Raw genomic sequence first — 17579 nt, 5'->3', positions numbered from 1 at the left:
GCCCCTCCCCCCATGTAGAGGGCCACGAAGGCGCTCAGCCCGACGTACACGACCGAGCGGGACACGATCACCATCGTCAGCCGGGCGAACGACGGCCAGTCGTCCCGGCGGGACACCGGCGCGTCGGCCCGCGCCACGCGGCCGCTCCCCGACAGCGCCCGGATCGCCGGCAGCGTCACCACCGCCCCCAGCAGCGCCGGCGCCACGAGCAACGGCGACGCGCCGAGCCCCCACACCGCCAGCAGCGGCGTCACCAGCACGGGAGCACAGGCGAAGCCCAGCGTCCCGCCCAGCGAGAACCAGCTCATCCGGACGTGGCTGCCCTCGCTGGCGAGCCTGGCCAGCCGCGCGGACTCCGGGTGGTAGGCCGCCACGCCCAGCCCGGACAGCGCCACCGCCAGCCAGGTCAGCACGTACGAGTCCGTCACGCCCCCGAACGCCACCCCGGCGCCTGCCGTCACCATGCTCACAGGGATGAGCCACGGCATCCGCCACCGGTCGGTCAGCACGCCGAAGAGCGGCTGCACGATGGACGACGACAACGTCGCCGCGAGCACGATGCCGGAGACGGCGACGTAGCCGTACCCGCGTCCGGCCACCAGGAAGGGCACGAGGGCGGGCACCGCGCCCTGGTAGAAGTCCACGGTCGCGTGACCGGCGGCGAGCATGGGGATCCTGTTCACGCTCCGATCCTGCACATGGCAGAACTGGCGCGCTTCCGATAAATTGCCAACCTATGCCGAAGATCCGCCACACACCCGAGGCACCCACCGGCCGGCGGCCCCTGGCCCCCGGCGCGGGCATCGACGCGCACCGGCACGACACCCACCAGATCGTGTACGCCTGCCGAGGCGTGCTCTCCGTCACCACCGGCTCGGGCATCTGGGTGGCGCCCGCCAGCCGGGCCATCTGGATCCCGGCCGGCACCGTCCACGAGCACCGCGCCCGCGGCGACACCGACCTGCGCCTGGTGGGGCTCTCCGACAACCCGCTGGGCCTCGGCCGTCCCGCGGTGCTCGCGGTCGGCCCTCTCCTCCGCGAGCTGATCATCGCCTACACCGGCGACGACGGCCCGGCGGGCGGCGAGCGGGAACGACTGAGCGCCGTGCTGCTCGACCAGCTCAGACGCGCCCCCGAGCAGCCTCTGCACCTGCCCGCCGCCCGTGACCCCCGGCTGACCGCCGTCTGCGCGGCCCTGCACCGCGACCCCGCCGACGGCAGGTCCCTGGCCCAGCTCGCCGTCGAGGCCGGCACCAGCGAGCGCACGCTGGCCCGGCTGTGCCGCCGCGAGCTCGGCATGAGCTTTCCCCAGTGGCGCACCCAGCTCCGGCTGCACCACGCGCTGCTGCTGCTCGCAGACGGCCTCTCCGTGACCGCGGTCGCCCACCGGTGCGGGTGGGCCTCGGCGAGCGCCTTCATCGACGTGTTCAGGCGGGCGTTCGGGCACACCCCTGGCCGCGCCTTTACATTGTAGATTCGCTACAATCGAGTGTCGTGAGTACTTCCAAAGGCAAGGGCGGCACCCCGGCGACCGTCGCGCTGACCAAGGCCAAGGCCGAGTTCACGCTCCACCCCTACGCGCACGACGCCTCCGCGCAGGCCTACGGGGAGGAGGCCGCAGACGCGCTCGGCGTGCCGTACGAACGCATCTTCAAGACCCTCGTGGCGGAGGTAGAGAGCGGGCTCGCCGTGGCGGTCGTACCGGTGTCGGGCAAGCTCGACCTCAAGGCGCTGGCCGGCGCGCTCAACAGCAAGCGGGCCGCGATGGCCGACGCCGCCAAGGTGGAGCGGGTGACCGGCTACGTCGTGGGCGGCATCAGCCCGCTGGGCCAGCGCAAGCAGCTCCCCACGGTGGTCGACTCCACGGCGCTCGACTTCGAGACGATCTATTTCTCGGCGGGCAGGCGCGGCCTGCAGATCGAGACCGCGCCCGACAACCTCCTCACGCTCACCCGGGCCGTCACCGCCCCGATCGGCAGGACCGGCTGACAGTCAGTTCCGCCGCCCGGGCCGGTCCCGATGGCCGCCGTCGTTCCGGTCCGGGCGCGGCAGCGTGATCTCCACCCGCCGCGGCCTGCGCCCGAGCAGCCACTCGAAGAGGTGGCGCGGCCGGCGGGCCTGGCGGTCACCGCGCCGCCCCTCACGCTGCTCCTCCTCGGCCAGCGCCTCCTCCAGACCAGGTGTGTGACCGCCGCCGAAGCGCGACATGTCCGGCCCGGGGAAGCCGCGCGGCTCGATCCCGCGCAGCGCGGGCCGCATCGACTCCACCCAGATCGGGCCCGGCAGCGACGCCCCCTGCACCGAGCCGTAATAACGATCCCCGATCCGCACCCCCGTCAGGGGAAACCGGTACGACCCGCGGATGTCCCCGACGCTGACCGCCGCGGCCAGCGCCGGCGTGTACCCGGCGAACCAGGCGGAGGTGTAGCCGTTGTTCGTGCCCGTCTTGCCCGCCGCCGGACGGCCGATGCCCTGGCCCCTCATGGTGCCCTCGGTGAACACGCCCTTCAGCACGTGGTTGACGGCGTCGGCGACCGGCCGTTCGATGACCTGCTCGCACGAGGGCGGCACATGAGTGCGTCTGCCGTCCCTGCCGATGATCTCCACGATGGCCAGCGGCCGGCAGTAGCGGCCCCGCGCGGCGAACGTCGCGAACGACGCCGCCACCGTCACCGGGTCCATCTCGTTGACGCCGAGGGTGAACGTCGGCACCTCCTGCAGCGGCTTCCCGTCCGCCCTGACGACGCCGAGCGACCTGGCCGTCTTCACCACGTTGCAGAGACCGACCTTGCGCTCCAGCATCATGAAGAAGATGTTCACCGACTTCCAGGTGCCGGTCTCGATGCTGTGCGGCCCGCCCTCCCCCTCGCCGCTGGCGTTGAGGATGCGCGTGTTCGGGTCGTTCACGGGCCGGCCGGCGCAGTTGCGGTAACCCTGTCCGGGCACGAGCGCCCCCGGTGTCTTGAAGCCGTCGCCGAACCGCCACCCCTGCTTGAGCGCCGTGGCCAGCGTGTACACCTTGAACGTCGACCCGGCCTGGAACCCCTGCCCGCCGCCGTGCGCCGTGTCGGCCGGCAGGTTGAAGGTGGTCTTCGGGCCGTTCTTGCGGTTGCCCGAGTTGCGGCCGAACCGTTTGCTGGCGGCCATCGCCCTGATCCTCCCGGTACGCGGCTCCACCATGGCCTCGGCGGCCACCTCGGTGTCCTCCGGCGACACGTGCCGGCGGATGGCCTGCTCGGCGGCGTGCTGCGCGATCGGGTCGAGACTGGTCCTGATCACCAGCCCTCCCCTGGCCATACGTTTGCGCCGCTCGCTCGCGGTGTTGCCGAAGACGGGGTTCGACAGCAACTCGCGCTGCACGTACAGGCAGAAGAACGGGTACGCGCTCTGCGCGCAGCCGCCGGGCTCCGGACGGAGCCGCAGGCCCAGCGGCGCGTTCTTGGCGGCGCTGGCCTGCCGCCGCGTGATCAGCTCCAGCCCGGCCATCCGGTCCAGCACGAGGTCCCGCCGCGCCTTCAGCCGCTCCCGGTGTTCCCGGCCGAGCGAAGGGTCGGTCGAGTACGGCATCCGCACCGCGCCCGCCAGCGTGGCCGCCTCCGTCAGGGTCAGCTCGGCCGCCGAGGTGGAGAAGAAGCGCCTGGCCGCCGCTTCCACGCCGTGCGCTCCCGCGCCGAAGTAGGCGATGTTCAGGTAACGCTCGAGAATCTCGTCCTTGCGGTACTTCTCCTCCAGCGCCAGCGCCAGCCGCAGCTCTGTGATCTTGCGCGCCAGGTTGGGGGCCCGCGCCTTGTCGCGTTCGGCGTCCGTACGCGCGGCCTCCACCAGGATGTTCTTGACCAGCTGCTGGGTCAGGGACGAGCCGCCCTGCCGGATGCCGCCCGCCTGGGTGTTGGTGAGCAGCGCCCGGAAGGTGCCCCTGACGTCGAGCCCGCCGTGCTCGTAGAAGCGGGCGTCCTCGATGGCCACGATCGCCTGGCGCATCACCGGCGCCACCGCACCCAGGCGAACGTTCGTCCGGTTGGCCTCGTAGAACTGGGCGAACTGGCGGCCGTCCTTGTCCAGCAGCCTGGTCACCTGCGCGAGCGGCTCCTCACGCGGAGCGGGCGGCAGGTCGAGGAACGTGTTCGCGACGTTCTTGGCGGCCATGCCGCTCCCGCTGACGGCGGGCACGGCCAGTGCCGCCGTCAGCACTCCACCGAGCGCTCCCGCCAGCCCGAGCGCACCGACGGATCTGAGTACGGTCACGCTGAAGGTCTGCGGCGCCCGGATCGGCGCCAAACGCCCGCGTGTGATCCTTTACCGTTTCCGGCGGATGTCCAGACCCAGAGACGCGAACTGCTCGAACGGCCGGTGGTAGCCCCGCTCGATGTGGTGCACGCCGCGCAGTGTCGAGGGGCCGTCGGCCACCGCGGCCGCCAGCACGGCCGAGAAACCCGCCCTGATGTCGGGCAGCGTCACGTCGGCGCCCTTGAGCTGCGACACGCCGCGCACGACGGCCGAATGGCGAGCGTTCGTGTCGTGGTAGCGGCAGGCCGGACCGCCCAGGCACTGGTCGAACACCTCGATCTCGCAGCCCATCCGCTGCAGCGCCGGCACGTACACCAACCGGTTCTCGAAGACCGTCTCGTGCAGCACCGACATGCCCTGGCTCTGCGTGAACAACACCATGAGCGGCGTCTGCCAGTCGGTCATGAAGCCGGGATGGGTGTCGGTCTGCACGGCCGCCGCGCGCAGGCCCTCGGGCGGCGCGGTCGCGCACAGGTACTCGTCGTTGATGTCGAACTGGGCGCCCATCCTGGCCAGCGTGGTGATCGCCGTGACCAGGCGGTCCTGCGGGCAGCCGTGCACCCGTACCTCGCCCTGCGTGATCAGGCCCGCCGCCAGGTAGGAGAACGCCTCGATGCGGTCGCCGTTGAGCCACGTGGAGGCGCCGCGCAGCCGTTCGACGCCCTCGATGACGATCCTGCGGTCGGGCGACAGCTCGATCCGCGCCCCCATCCGCTGCAGGAACAGCGCCAGCTCCACCACCTCGGGTTCCATCGCGGCGTTCTTCAGCACCGTCTTGCCCTCGGCCAGCACCGCGGACATCAGCACCGTCTCCGTGGCGCCCACGCTCGGGTAGGGCAGCTCGATCCGGGTGCCGTTGAGCCGTTTGGCCTTGGCGAAGACGCCGGTGTCACCGACCTCCACCTCGGCGCCCATCGCCCGCAGGGCCTCCACGTGGAAGTTCACCGGCCGCCGCCCGATCGGGTCGCCGCCCACCAGCGGCACGAACGCCTCCCCCGCCAGGTGCAGCAGCGGGCCCAGCATGAGGATGGGGATGCGGTTCAGGCCGGTGAACGCGTCGGGCACCCGCGGCTCGATCTGCGGCCCCGGCGCGATCCTGATCTCCGTACGCGAGATCTCCACATCGATGCCGAGCGCCCGCAGCATGGCCGCGGTGATCTCCACCTCGCCCACGTCGGGCGCGTTGTGGATGCTGCTCTCGCCGCTGCCCAGCATGGCGGCGACCATGTGCTTGGACACGCCGTTCTTGGAACCGCGCACCTCGACGTCTCCCCGGAGCGGACCGGAGGGTTCTATCAACCAGACCTCTTCTGCAATCACGAAGTGAGCCTAACCGGGGGATACCATCGAGCTGATTCGGACGCACATGTGAAGGGGAGTGGCGTGACGAGGGAAGTACGCGCTTTTGCGGTAACTGTCCTCACACTCGCTGCTCTCGGGGTGGCCGCGGGGCTGCTCTGGTCAGGCGTTTCCCCACGGGCCCCGTACACGGTCACGGAGGACGGCACATCGGTACTGGCCGATCCGTCCACGCAGGCGCTGATCGCCGCGGACGGCTGGTTCGCGGTGATCACGGGCGGACTGGGCCTGCTCTGCGGCGGGGTGGCCTGGTTCGCGGCCCGCCGGTTCATGTTGCCGGTGCTGCTCGGGCTCTGCGCGGGTGGGGTGCTGGCGGCGGCGCTGACGTTGTGGACGGGGTCGACGTTCACCATCGGAGCCGTCATGGTGGAGGCCGCCGTGGTGCCTGGGGCCAAGGTCGTGCCCGGGGCGCTGAAGCTGACCGCCCCTGGGGTGCTCGTGTCCTGGCCGCTGCTCGCGGTGGGGCTGTTCGGGCTGCTGGAGGGCATGCACGGGTACGGCGAGCCGACGCTGCGGCCTCCGTACGGCAACCTGCCATGAACCCCCGGCCACCCGATGCCCCGGGAACCGCCCGCACCAGCACACGGCTTCAGCAGGTGCCACGAGGACACACGGCGACCGGTCAGCACGGAGCCGTCTCCACGACCGTGAACGACACCGGTCAGGGCGGAACCAACCCCCACCACCACGCACGACCCGGTCAACGCAGAGCCATCCCCCACCACCGTGACGACACCAGTCACCGCAGGACCAGCCCCAACGATGAGCAGGGCACCACGACGAGCGCGGTGCCCGTCTCTCACAACCGTGGGCGTTGCCGGCCGTGGCCGGTGGCCTGTTCGAACGCGCGTGCGACGCGCAGGACCCTGGCGTCCCCGAACGGCCGGGCGACGATCTGCACCCCCACCGGCAGGCCGTCCGTCGTGAACCCGGCGGGCACGGAGGCAGCCGGTGCGTGCAGGACGCTGATCCAGTAGGCGGAGCGCATCCACGCGAGGTAGTCGGGCAGCCGCTCGCCGTTGATCTCGCTGACGTGGGGCTGCTCGATGGGGAACGGCGGCACCTGGCTGACCGGCGCGATCAGCACGTCGTAGGTGTCGAAGAAGGCGGACATGCGCTGGTAGAGGCGGCTGCGGGCGCGCTCGGCCGCGGCCAGCGCGGCCCCGGTCACCTCGCGGCCCCGCTCGACGTTCCAGGCGGTGTTGGGGCCGAGGCCGGTCAGGTCGTCGAAGGACAGCGCGTAGTTCCACGCCCGGTAGGTCCTGAACGCCTCCTCCGCGCCGGAGAGGTCGAGCTCCACCTCCTCGACCGTGGCTCCCAGCCGCTCGAACACGGCCGGCGCGGTCGCGGTCACCGCCGCCGTGCGCGGGTCGACCGGCAGCCCTCCCAGGTCGGGACTCCACGCCACCCGCAGGCCCGCCACACCCTCTTCGGGCTCGGGAGTGAAGACCTCCCTGATCGCGTAGGGGGAACGGTGGTCGAACCCGGCGATGGCCGAGAGCATCAGCGTGAGGTCGTCGACGGTCCGGGCCATGGGGCCCTGGACGGACAGCGTGTACCAGGCGGCGGTGTCGGACACGCCGGGCACCCGGCCGGGCGTGGGGCGCAGGCCGACGACGTTGCAGAACGAGGCGGGGTTGCGCAGCGAACCGCCCATGTCGGAGCCGTCGGCGAGCGGGACCATGCCGGTGGCCAGGGCGGCGGCCGCCCCACCGCTGCTGCCCCCGGCGGACTTGGACAGGTCGTACGGGTTCCTGGTGGCGCCGAACACCTCGTTGACGGTGTGGGAGCCGGTGCCGAACTCCGGGGTGTTGGTCTTCCCGACGGTGATGGCACCGGCGGCGCGCAGCCGCTCGACGACCAGGTCGTCCTTGGCCGGGACGTGGTCGGCGAACAACGGCGAGCCGTAGGTGGTGCGGATGCCCGCGGTGTCGACGAGGTCCTTGTGCGCGACGGGCAACCCGTGCAAAAGACCGTCCGGCTCGGCCGCGTCCGCCGCCTTGGCCGCCTCGATCGCCCGTTCGGCGGCCAGCGTGACGATGGCGTTGACGTGCGGGTTGACCTGCTCGATGCGGTCGAGATGGGCCTGGAGGACCTCCACGGCGCTCGCCTGCCGGGTCCTGATCAGGCGGGCCAGCTCGGTCGCGGTCAGGTAGTGCAGTTCGCTCACCCTGCGATCCTGCCTCACCCGCCGTGCGAGGGCGACGGCAAGGTCCGCCCACGCCCCGCACCGGTGGTCGTCGGCCGCGGCCTCGCCATGATGAGCAGCCCCGTGACGGTGGGCGTGCGGGCCAGGATGACGACGTGCACACCGAAGTTGACGGACTGGGCGGGAACAGAACTGCCAGGGGGAGCGCCTGTCGTCCAGGGAGGCGCAGGTGGCCAAGCTGCTCGCCGCCGGAGCCTCGAACCGGGAGATCGCCGGGCGCGGTGAAGAACCACGTCTCTAGCCTGCTTCGCAAGTTCGCTTTTCCCGACCGGACCCGCCTCGTCACCCACCGCCCCACCCGAACCCCGAAGGACGCCCCTGTGCGCCGCCCGACCGGCCATGCGGACACCGGGCCTACCTGTGTCACACACGGACGGCCCACAGTGCGCGCGTCACGGCGGCCCGCCACGCGCACCCGGTGAGCGTCTCCCTGGACAGTCCGACCGCGTGCGGTGGGCGGGCCCTCCCGTGCGGAGCCGTAGAGAAAGAAGAGCAAACCTCCGTCAGGCGCCCAGACACGCCGGGCCGAGCAGCTCCTTCAGGTCGCCCATCAGGGCGGGGGACGGGGTCACGCGGAGGCGGTCGTCGACGCGCATCACCGTCGTCTTCGGCCCGTTGTGCACCTGCAGGTGCACCTCGGACGTGCCCGGGTGCGTCGTCAGGATCTCCTTGAGGCGTCCGACCACGGGAGGCGTGCAACGGGTCAGGGGCAGGCTCACCAGCAGCGGCCCGCCCGCCTCCTGGGTCAGGTCGGGGGCCGTCACCTCCATCGCGATGATCTTCGCGACGTCCTCGCGTTTGTCGATGCGCCCCTTGACGAACACGATGGCGTCCTCGGCCAGGATCGTCGAGCAGAGCTGGTAGGCCGACGGGAAGATCATCACCTCGATCGACCCCGCGAGGTCCTCCAGCTGGGTCAGCACCCAGGTGTCGCCCTTCTTGGTGACCTTGCGCTGCACGCCGCTCAGGATGCCGCCCACGGTGACCACCTGGCCGTCGGAGCGGCTCTCGTCCTGGACGGCGGCGATCGAGCAGTCGGCGCCCGCCGCGAGGATGTGCTCGACGCCGAACAGCGGGTGGTCGGACACGTAGAGGCCGAGCATCTCGCGTTCGAACTGCAGGAGGGTGGTCTTGTCCCACTCCCCCAGCGGGATCTGCACGTCGAAGGTCTGGTCCTCGCCGCCCTCGACCGCCCCGAACAGGGAGTCCTGGCCGATGGCTTCGTTCTTCTTGATGTCGATGATCGCGTCGACGGCTTGTTCGTGCACCATGACCAGGCCCTTGCGCACGTGGCCGAGCGAGTCGAACGCGCCCGCCTTGATCAGCGACTCGATGACCCGCTTGTTGCAGACAATGGCGGGCACCTTGCGCAGGAAGTCCTTGAAGTCGGCGAAGCGGCCCTTCCCCCTGCGGGCGGCGATGATGCCGTCGACGACGTTGGCGCCGACGTTGCGGATGGCCGACAGGCCGAACCGGATGTCGGTGCCGCGCGGGGTGAAGTCGAAGTCGGAGTCGTTGACGTCCGGCGGGAACACCTTGATGCCCATGCGCCGGCATTCGTTGAGGTAGAGGGCCGACTTGTCCTTGTCGTCCTTCACCGAGGACAGCAGCGCGGCCATGTAGGCGGCGGGGTAGTTGGCTTTGAGGTAGGCGGTCCAGTAGGCGACGAGGCCGTAACCGGCGGTGTGGGCCTTGTTGAAGGCGTAGTCGGAGAACGGCAGCAGGATGTCCCAGAGTGCCTTGATGGCCTCGGTGGAGTAGCCGTTGTCCTGCATGCCCTTCTCGAAGGTCACGAACTGTTTGTCCAGCTCGGCCTTCTTCTTCTTGCCCATCGCCCGCCGCAGCAGGTCGGCGCCGCCCAGGGAGTAGTTGGCGACCTTCTGGGCGATGGCCATGACCTGCTCCTGATAGACGATCAGGCCGTAGGTCGTGTCGAGGATCTCCTTCAGTGGCTCCTCGAGCTCGCGGTGGATCGGGGTGATCTCCTGCTGGCCGTTCTTGCGCAGCGCGTAGTTGGTGTGGGAGTTGGCGCCCATCGGGCCTGGCCGGTAGAGCGCGAGGGCGGCGGAGATGTCCTCGAAGTTGTCGGGGCGCATGAGCCGCATCAGCGAGCGCATGCCGCCGCCGTCGAGCTGGAAGATGCCGAGCGTGTCGCCCCGCGCGAGGAGTTCGTAGGCCTTGCGGTTGTCGAGCGGCAACTCCAGCAGGTCGATCTTCTCGCCGCTGGTCGACTCGATCATCTTGAGGCAGTCGTCGATGATCGTGAGGTTGCGCAGGCCCAGGAAGTCCATCTTCAGCAGGCCGAGCGTCTCGCAGGTCGGATAGTCGAACTGCGTGATGATCGCGCCGTCGGAGTCGCGGCGCATGATGGGGATGTAGTCGGTCAGCACCTCGGCCGACATGATCACGCCGGCGGCGTGCACGCCGGTCTGCCGGATCAGGCCCTCCAAGCCCTTGCCGAGGTCCATCGTCGCCTTGACGTCGACGTCGTCCTCGTAGAGCTTGCGCAGCTCGCCGGCCTCGGCGTAACGCGGGTGGTCCTTGTCGAAGATGCCCGACAGCGGGATGTCCTTGCCCATGACGGCCGGCGGGAACGCCTTGGAGACCCGGTCACCCAGCGCGTAGGGGTAGCCGAGGACGCGGCCGGCGTCCTTGATGGCGGCCTTCGCCTTGATGGTGCCGAAGGTGGCGATCATGGCGACCTTGTCGGCGCCCCACCTCTCGGTCACGTAGCGGATCACGTCACCGCGCCTGCGCTCGTCGAAGTCGATGTCGACGTCGGGCATGGACACGCGCTCGGGGTTGAGGAAGCGCTCGAAGATCAGGCCGTGCGGGATGGGGTCGAGGTCGGTGATGCCCAGCGCGTACGCCACCAGCGAACCGGCCGCCGACCCGCGCCCGGGGCCGACGCGGATGCCGTTGTTCTTCGCCCACATGATGAAGTCGGCGACCACGAGGAAGTAGCTCGGGAAGCCCATCTGGATGATGACGCCGAGCTCTTTCTCCGCCCAGGCGCGGTGCTCCTCGTCGACGCCCCCGGGAAAGCGCCGCTCAAGGCCCTTCCACACCTCCTGGCGGAAGAACTGTTCCTCGGTCATCCCGTCGGGGACGGGGTAGGTCGGCATGAGGTTCTTGAACTCGAAGAACCCGGTCGGGTCGACCTTCTCGGCGACCAGCAGCGTGTTGCGGCAGCCCTCGGCCCACAGGTCGGAGGAGTCGACCGCGCGCATCTCGTCGGCGGTCTTGATGTAGTAGCCGCTGCCGTCGAAGCGGAAGCGGTCGGGGTCGGACAACTGCTTGCCCGTCTGGATGCACAGGAGGGCGTCGTGGGAGGCGGCGTCCGACTCGTAGGTGTAGTGGGAATCGTTGGTGACCAGAGGCGGGATGCCGAGCTCCGCGCTGATCCTGGTCAGCCCGTCGCGGACCCGGCGCTCGATGTCGAGGCCGTGGTCCATGATCTCCAGGAAGAAGTTGCCCTTGCCGAAGATGTCCTGGTATTTCGCGGCGGCCTTGAGCGCCTCGTCGTACTGGCCGAGCCGCAGCCTCGTCTGCACCTCGCCCGACGGGCAGCCCGTGGTGGCCATCAGGCCGTCGGCGTGCTCGGCGAGGATCTCGGCGTCCATCCGCGCCCACTTGCGGACGAACCCCTCGGTGTAGGCGCGCGACGACAGCCGCATGAGGTTGTGCAGGCCCGTCTTGTTGCGCGCCCAGATCGTCATGTGGGTGTAGTAGCCGCCCGCCGAGACGTCGTCCCTCTTCTGGTGCGGCTCGCCCCACAGCACGGGCTTCTTGTTGTGGCGCGTCTCGGGGGCGACGTAGGCCTCGATGCCGATGACCGGCTTGATGCCCGCGCCGGTGGCCTGCTTGTAGAAGTCGTAGGCGCCGTGCATGTTGCCGTGGTCGGTGATCGCGATCGCCGGCATGCCCAGGTCGCCGACCTGTTTGAACATCTGCTTGAGGCGGGCGGCCCCGTCCAGCATCGAATATTCGGTGTGCACGTGCAGATGGACGAACGAGTCGCTGGACGACATGGAGCGGCGCCTCCTGGCCTCGATGGGTTGTGCGATCCGACTTTAATGGTCCCGGCCGACACTCCGGGGCCCATCGCGCGCCACCGCGTCGCCCACAGGATATCGGCCGGCGCGGGCCGCCCGGATGGATCACCGGCTGGGTAGGCTCGATGGCGCATGCAGGAGTGGTCGTTCGGGGAGGACACGCTGGACGAGACGAAACGGAGGATCGCCCGGATCGTCACCGCGGCCGCGCTCGGCGTCGCGCTGGCCCTCGCCTGCCTGCGGCTGGGCGTCCTGGAGAAGCTCGCGTGCTCGGTCGGGGACGCGGGCTGCCCCACCACCGGCGAGCCGGCCGGCCGGCTCCCCCAGGTGACCCGGCTGACGCCCGTGGAGGTGGCGCAGAGCGGCGCGTACGTCGCGCTCGGCGACTCCTACTCCTCCGGCGAGGGCGTCTACGATCTGGACGACCAGCCCGTCAACGACGGCGCCGACCGCTGCCACCGCGCGACGGGCTCGTACGTGCCGCTGGTGGCCCAGGCCTACCGCTTCAACGGCGGCACCGAGTTCTTCGCCTGCAGCGGCGCCACCACGGCCGACCTCTTATCGGGCCAGCACGGCCGGCCGCCCCAGGTCGGCCGCGCCGGCCCGAGGACCAGCCTGGTGACGCTCAGCATCGGAGGCAACGACGCCGGCTTCACCAAGGTGCTCACGGGCTGCATCGTCAAGCTGCCCGGCTCGTCTGCCTGCGTCGAGCAGGAGGCCGCCGTCGAGCGCCGCATCAAGGAGCTGAGCTCCAGCGTCCTCACGGTCCTCAAAGAGCTTCGCGTACGCGCGCCGGGCGCCCGCGTCATCGTCCTCGGCTACCCGCGGCCGTTCCCCGCGAACCCGGTGGAGAGCGTCGACAACCTCAGCCCGCAGGACCAGCGGTGGCTCAACGGCATGACGCGCCGCCTCAACGACACGGTCGGCGCGGTGGCCGCCGGCTTCGACCGCATGCTCGACTCTTTCGAGGCCCCCGGCAGCGTGGAGTACGTGGACGCGTACGACGCCTTCACCGGACACGAGGTGGGACGGCCCGAACCATACCTGAACGGGTTGCACGTGGACATGGGCGATCTCCAGGTCAACGCCCGCAGCTACCACCCGACGGGCGCCGGCTACCGCCGCTTCGCCGACCTCGTCACCCGTCAGATCGCCAGGGGCCCCGGCCGGACCATGCACAACATCCGCGTCAGCACCCCCTGAACAAGCGCACGGTGACGCGCCCGCGAGCGCCGGCACCCGGCGCGAACGGCGCACCTGCGAACGGCGGTCCGGCGCGGCGGCCGCACACGGGGAACGACCGGCACGAACGCAGGCGGCAGGCCCGCGCACGGAGAACGACGCGAGTGCAGTGGGCAGGCCCGTGCGGCAGCGTCCCCGCGAGACGCGCGGGGGTGCCGCCTCAGCGGTGGGCGCGTTCCTCGGCCAGGTGGAGGCCTGCCTCGATGACGGCGTTCATGATGGGGGCGAGCCGCGCCTCCCCCAGCGACGGCGCGCGCGACGCCATCCGCTTGACGAGAGCATGCTCCCGGTCGAGATCGCGCCCGGCGAAACCGCCGACGGGTTTGATCCTCTGGACGATGCCCGCCAGCGCGGCCCTGCGCTCCAGCAGCGTCGCCAGGGCCGCGTCCACCCGGTCGATCGCCTCCCTGCACTCCGGCAGCGTCGCGGGCGACTCAGGACGGAGGAGGGCGCCCACGACGGTCACGGCCTCTTCCGCCACCTGCAGGGCCGCCTCCGGGCCGGCCTGGAGGATCGCCCCCGGCTCCGCCATCGCTCCCGGCAGGCCGATTCCGCCTGCCGCCGCGAACTCCCGGGCCACGACGCCCGCGTAACCGGCCCTCCTGGCCTGCGGCGGTTCGCCCGTGCCGACGCGTCCGGAACCGACGGCGCCGTTCCCGGACGCGCCCCCGTGCCCGGCAGACCCCGTTCCGCCGTTCCCTGAACCGGACGCGCCGGAGGCGGAGGGCGTTCTCGCGGCGTTGACGGAGGCGGCCGGGACGGGAGCGGGGAGGAGGAGACCGTCGGCGCCGGCGGCGACCGCGGCGGCGGACAGCCCGACATTCCGGGAGACGTCGGCGAGCACCGGCCGCCCGGACGCCACCCGCGCGGCCCGCATCACCCCCAGATCCAGCGACCCCCCTTCGCAGAGGATCACCTGCCCGTCACCCTCGGCCGCGCAGTAGCCGGCCAGTCCGAGCCACTCCTCCAGGGTCCCCGAGGCCCGCCGCTCCACCACGACCGGCAGGCCCAGCCCGGCCGCCGCCCGCACCAGCGGGATGTCGCGCGTCCACGTCGAGCCCACCACCACCGCGCCGGCGAGCGCGGCGATCGCCGGCAGGTCGGCGGCCGAGGACGGCTCCACCAGCAGCGGCGCCGCCCGCCCCGCCCGCTCGCGCAGCACCTCGTACGCGTCCGCCCGCCCGTTGTGCTCGCGCAGGCTCACCCGGCCGCCGATCACCACGGCGGGACCCTCGCCCACGAGCAGGCCGCCCACCGCCACCGCGTGCCGTTCCAAGGTCGATGACATCTCGATCCCTCGCTCGGGCCGGCTCTCTGGAACCGGCAGGAAACCAAAAAGGCAGAGACGGGGCGTCTCTGCCTCTGCCGACTCCAGGTGGTCGCTAGTCTCCGACCGGCCCTCCTGGAGCCGGCTCGATAAACGCGTAGCGACAAGTCATGTCTGAAACCTTACACCCACGCCTCCACCTGCTGGGCAATGCTTCTCACATGGCGGACTACCTGTCAGGCGAGTCGCCGTTGATCCCTGCCTATGGGAGTATTTCTTGGCCTAGAGGAGGGTTTGAGGCCGTTGACGTCGGATCGTAAGCAGGACGGACGCCGCATCGCCGGCCGCTACCAGCTGCAGGAACCCATCGGCAGGGGCGGAATGGGCATCGTGTGGCGTGCCTATGACGAACTCCTTGACCGCACCGTCGCGGTCAAGGAGGTCAGGTACGCCGCCGCACTGGGCGATGAGGTACAGCTGCTGAACCGGCGCACCATGCGCGAGGCGAGAGCGGCGGCGAGATTCGAGCATCCCAACGTGATCGTCGTACACGACGTGATCGAGGAGGATGACAGGCCCTGGATCGTCATGCAGCTCGTCCAGTCACGTTCGCTGGGCACGGTGATCAAGCAGGACGGGCCGCTGCCCCACAAGCGGGTGGCCGAGATCGGTCTGGCCGTGCTCGACGCGCTGCACCGCGCCCACGAGGCGGGCGTGCTGCACCGCGACGTCAAGCCGGAGAACGTGCTGCTCGCCGACGACGGCAGGGTCGTGCTCACCGACTTCGGCATCGCCACGCTGGAGACGGAGACCCAGCTGACGGTGACGGGCCTGGCGGGCACCCCGGCGTTCATCGCGCCCGAGCGGCTCAAAGGGCTGCCCGCGCGGCGCGAGTCGGACCTGTGGTCCCTGGGCGCCACGCTGTACACGGCGGTGGAGGGCCGCTCCCCCCACGAGCGGGGGATGGCGCTGGCCACGATGCACGCCGTGCTCACCGACGAGCCCGATCCCATGCCGCACGCGGGACCGCTGACCGAGGTGATCAGCGGCCTGCTGGTGAAGGAGCCCGTGCAGCGGCTGACGTACGAGGAGACGCAGCGGCTGCTGCGGGCCGCCATCGCGCAGGCGAGCCCGCCGCCGACGGCGCAGTTCCCCGCCGCCCAGCCGCTCGAGGCGCCGGCGCAGGCCAAGCCGCGCAAGGTGCCGTTCCCTCCCGTTTCGGCGAGCAGGCCTCGGCCCGCCCCCGCTCCGGCCGTGGACGAGACGCCGACCGACCCGAAACTCGCGGCGGCGGCCCCGGCCGTCCCTGAGACCGGCGCGCGGCTCTCCCCGATGACGGAGGAGCCCCGGCCGGCGGCGGAGCCGACGGTGGACGCGGCCAGGCCGGGTCAGGTGCGGGCCGGGATGGTCGTCGCGGCCGCCGCGGCGGTCGTGCTCGTCGCCGGCGTGGGCGGCTACCTCGGCCTGCGCTCGGCCCCCGACGACCGGGCGTCGGGCGGGCCGGACTCCTCCGCGCCCGCGCCGGCGTCGCCGAGCCCCTCCCCGAGCGACTCACCGTCGCAGAGCCCGTCCGAGGATTCCGGTCCCAGCAGCAGCCCGAGCTCCGAGCCGAAGCCCACCGAGCCGGCGAACGCGCTGCCCGCCGGGTGGAAGATGTACAAGGACAAGAAGCTGGGCTTCTCCATCGGGTTACCCAAGGGCTGGGACGTGTGGGACCGCAGCGGCAGGCAGGTCAAGTTCAAGGGACCGGGCGCGGCGTCCAACGCCTACCTGATGATCGAAGAGGCGGCCAAGCCCGGCAGCGACCCGTACAAAGACTGGAAGAAGCAGGAGCCGAGCCTCAAGCACAACTTCGGGGGCTACGAGAAGATCGACATCAAGAAGGTCGACACCGGAAAGTACGACTACATGAAGGCCGCGGCCGACTGGGACTTCACCTGGAACACCAACACGGGCAAGACCCGTGTGCGCAACCGGGGTTTCATCACCGACAACGGGCGGGCGTACGCGATCTACTGGCACACTCTGAAGAGCCACTGGAAGGACGACTACGACTTCTTCGAAGGGTTCTGCGCGACGTTCAAACCGGCGAAGTAGGCTTCGCTGAGTGGAAAAGCAGGTCAGCAACCGCTATCGCCTCCTGGAGCCGCTCGGCGAGGGCGGGATGGGCGTGGTGTGGCGCGCCTATGACCAGTTGCTCGACCGCACGGTGGCGATCAAGGAGGTCCGCTACTCCGGGGTCGGCGACGCGCGGCTGGCCGAGCTCACCCGCAGGACCATCAGGGAGGCCAGGGCGGCGGGCCGCCTCGACCACCCGTCGGTGATCGTCATCCACGACGTCGTCGAGGAGGACGGCCGCCCGTGGATCGTGATGCAGCTGGTGCCGTCCCGCTCTCTGGCGCAGGTGATCCGCGAGGACGGGCCGCTGCGGGTGGGGCAGGTCGCGGTGATCGGCGGTCGGCTGCTCGGCGCCCTGCGGGCCGCGCACGCGACCGGGGTGCTGCACCGCGACGTCAAGCCGGAGAACGTGCTGCTCGCCGACGACGGCAGGGTCGTGCTCACCGACTTCGGCATCGCCTCGATGGAGGCGGAGGCGGGGCTGACGGCGACCGGCAACGTGGTGGGCACGCCCGCCTACATGCCTCCCGAGCGGCTCAACGGCGATCCCGCCGGCCCGGAGTCCGACCTGTGGTCGCTCGGGGCCACGCTCTACGCGGCCGTCGAGGGCGAGCCGCCGTTCAAGCGCGACTCCTGGGCGGCGACCGTGGCGGCGGTGCTGCGCGACGAACCCGAGCAACCGGCCAGGGCAGGAGCCCTGAAGCCGGTCATCATGGGGCTGCTGCGCAGAAACCCCGCCGCCAGGATGCCCGCGGAGGAGGCGGCCAGGCTCCTGTACGACGCCGCCGACACCCCCGGACGGCCGTCCGCCGCCGGCACCGCGCAGGTCCGGGCAGGCGGCACGACCGGCCCGCCGGACAACGCCCATACGGGGACCGGCGGCGACCGGCGGCCCACGCTCCCCGGCCGTCGCACACGCGCCAGGACCCGGTGGATCACGGTGACCGCCGCGGTGATCGGTGTGACGGCGCTGGGCACGGCGAGCGTCCTACTGGGCTGGACGACGATCCCCACGATCGGTTCGACCACCCGGCCCACCACC

13 protein-coding genes are annotated in these 17579 nt (G+C 71.0%); 7 read left to right on the top strand and 6 right to left on the bottom strand.

The genetic code is table 11. The annotated features are described in order from the left end of the window. A partial coding sequence (locus E1267_RS35070) for an MFS transporter (protein ID WP_342774928.1) occupies nt 1-683 on the bottom strand: 683 nt, incomplete at its 3' end. Nucleotides 684-736: 53 nt separating this feature from the next. On the opposite strand from E1267_RS35070, the gene E1267_RS35065 reads away from it, so the two are divergent. Together E1267_RS35065 and ybaK are read left to right on the top strand one after the other, a co-directional pair. Further along, nucleotides 737-1474 carry an AraC family transcriptional regulator gene (locus E1267_RS35065; protein WP_132339136.1) on the top strand — a complete coding sequence of 246 codons (738 nt, stop codon included), beginning with the start codon at nt 737-739 and terminating at the stop codon, nt 1472-1474. Between the two features lie 20 nt (nt 1475-1494). After that, on the top strand, nt 1495-1989 hold the full coding sequence (gene ybaK, locus E1267_RS35060; RefSeq protein WP_132339134.1) for a Cys-tRNA(Pro) deacylase: 495 nt from the start codon (nt 1495-1497) through the stop codon (nt 1987-1989). A gap of 3 nt (nt 1990-1992) precedes the next feature. Here ybaK and E1267_RS35055 read toward each other — a convergent pair whose 3' ends face one another. Both E1267_RS35055 and murA read right to left on the bottom strand, forming a co-directional pair. Further along, nucleotides 1993-4245, bottom strand: a complete 2253-nt coding sequence (locus E1267_RS35055) for a transglycosylase domain-containing protein (RefSeq protein ID WP_246064449.1) — start codon at nt 4243-4245, stop codon at nt 1993-1995. A gap of 51 nt (nt 4246-4296) precedes the next feature. Beyond that, nucleotides 4297-5607: a UDP-N-acetylglucosamine 1-carboxyvinyltransferase gene (gene murA / locus E1267_RS35050; protein ID WP_246064448.1), complete on the bottom strand. Its 1311-nt coding sequence runs from the start codon at nt 5605-5607 to the stop codon at nt 4297-4299. A gap of 63 nt (nt 5608-5670) precedes the next feature. Here murA and E1267_RS35045 point away from each other — a divergent pair, with 63 nt between their 5' ends. Next, nucleotides 5671-6186 (top strand): hypothetical protein, encoded by a 516-nt coding sequence (locus E1267_RS35045; protein ID WP_132339132.1) that lies wholly within the window; start codon nt 5671-5673, stop codon nt 6184-6186. Nucleotides 6187-6445: 259 nt separating this feature from the next. On the opposite strand, the gene E1267_RS35040 is transcribed toward E1267_RS35045, so the two are convergent. After that, nucleotides 6446-7816, bottom strand: coding sequence for an amidase (locus E1267_RS35040; protein WP_132339130.1), 1371 nt, complete (start codon nt 7814-7816; stop codon nt 6446-6448). 187 nt (nt 7817-8003) lie between these two features. Between E1267_RS35040 and E1267_RS48120 the strand changes: the two genes are divergently transcribed. Then, nucleotides 8004-8096, top strand: coding sequence for a LuxR C-terminal-related transcriptional regulator (locus E1267_RS48120; RefSeq protein WP_425465114.1), 93 nt, complete (start codon nt 8004-8006; stop codon nt 8094-8096). Between the two features lie 262 nt (nt 8097-8358). On the opposite strand, the gene dnaE is transcribed toward E1267_RS48120, so the two are convergent. Beyond that, on the bottom strand, nt 8359-11886 hold the full coding sequence (gene dnaE, locus E1267_RS35030; protein WP_132339128.1) for a DNA polymerase III subunit alpha: 3528 nt from the start codon (nt 11884-11886) through the stop codon (nt 8359-8361). A gap of 156 nt (nt 11887-12042) precedes the next feature. Here dnaE and E1267_RS35025 point away from each other — a divergent pair, with 156 nt between their 5' ends. Beyond that, nucleotides 12043-13113 (top strand): SGNH/GDSL hydrolase family protein, encoded by a 1071-nt coding sequence (locus tag E1267_RS35025; protein ID WP_132339126.1) that lies wholly within the window; start codon nt 12043-12045, stop codon nt 13111-13113. A gap of 199 nt (nt 13114-13312) precedes the next feature. Here E1267_RS35025 and E1267_RS48115 read toward each other — a convergent pair whose 3' ends face one another. Next, nucleotides 13313-14440 carry a chorismate mutase gene (locus E1267_RS48115; RefSeq protein WP_132339124.1) on the bottom strand — a complete coding sequence of 376 codons (1128 nt, stop codon included), beginning with the start codon at nt 14438-14440 and terminating at the stop codon, nt 13313-13315. A gap of 282 nt (nt 14441-14722) precedes the next feature. Between E1267_RS48115 and E1267_RS35015 the strand changes: the two genes are divergently transcribed. Next, complete coding sequence (locus tag E1267_RS35015) at nt 14723-16516, top strand: serine/threonine-protein kinase (protein ID WP_165959972.1); 1794 nt, start codon at nt 14723-14725, stop codon at nt 16514-16516. Between the two features lie 10 nt (nt 16517-16526). Next, nucleotides 16527-17579: serine/threonine-protein kinase (locus E1267_RS35010; RefSeq protein WP_132339120.1), on the top strand; the 1053-nt coding region annotated here is incomplete at its 3' end.

The organism is Nonomuraea longispora, assembly GCF_004348345.1.
GTDB classification, from domain to species: domain Bacteria; phylum Actinomycetota; class Actinomycetes; order Streptosporangiales; family Streptosporangiaceae; genus Nonomuraea; species Nonomuraea longispora.
Note: the sequence above shows the minus strand (reverse complement) of the source record. Positions and strands in the feature narration are given on the sequence as shown.

Bases quoted from the DNA above. Each gene is read 5' to 3' on its own strand.
- E1267_RS35065 (WP_132339136.1), top strand. From the start codon at position 737: ATGCCGAAGATCCGCCACACACCCGAGGCACCCACCGGCCGGCGGCCC.
- dnaE (WP_132339128.1), bottom strand. From the start codon at position 11,886: ATGTCGTCCAGCGACTCGTTCGTCCATCTGCACGTGCACACCGAATAT.
- E1267_RS35025 (WP_132339126.1), top strand. From the start codon at position 12,043: ATGCAGGAGTGGTCGTTCGGGGAGGACACGCTGGACGAGACGAAACGG.
- E1267_RS48115 (WP_132339124.1), bottom strand. From the start codon at position 14,440: ATGTCATCGACCTTGGAACGGCACGCGGTGGCGGTGGGCGGCCTGCTC.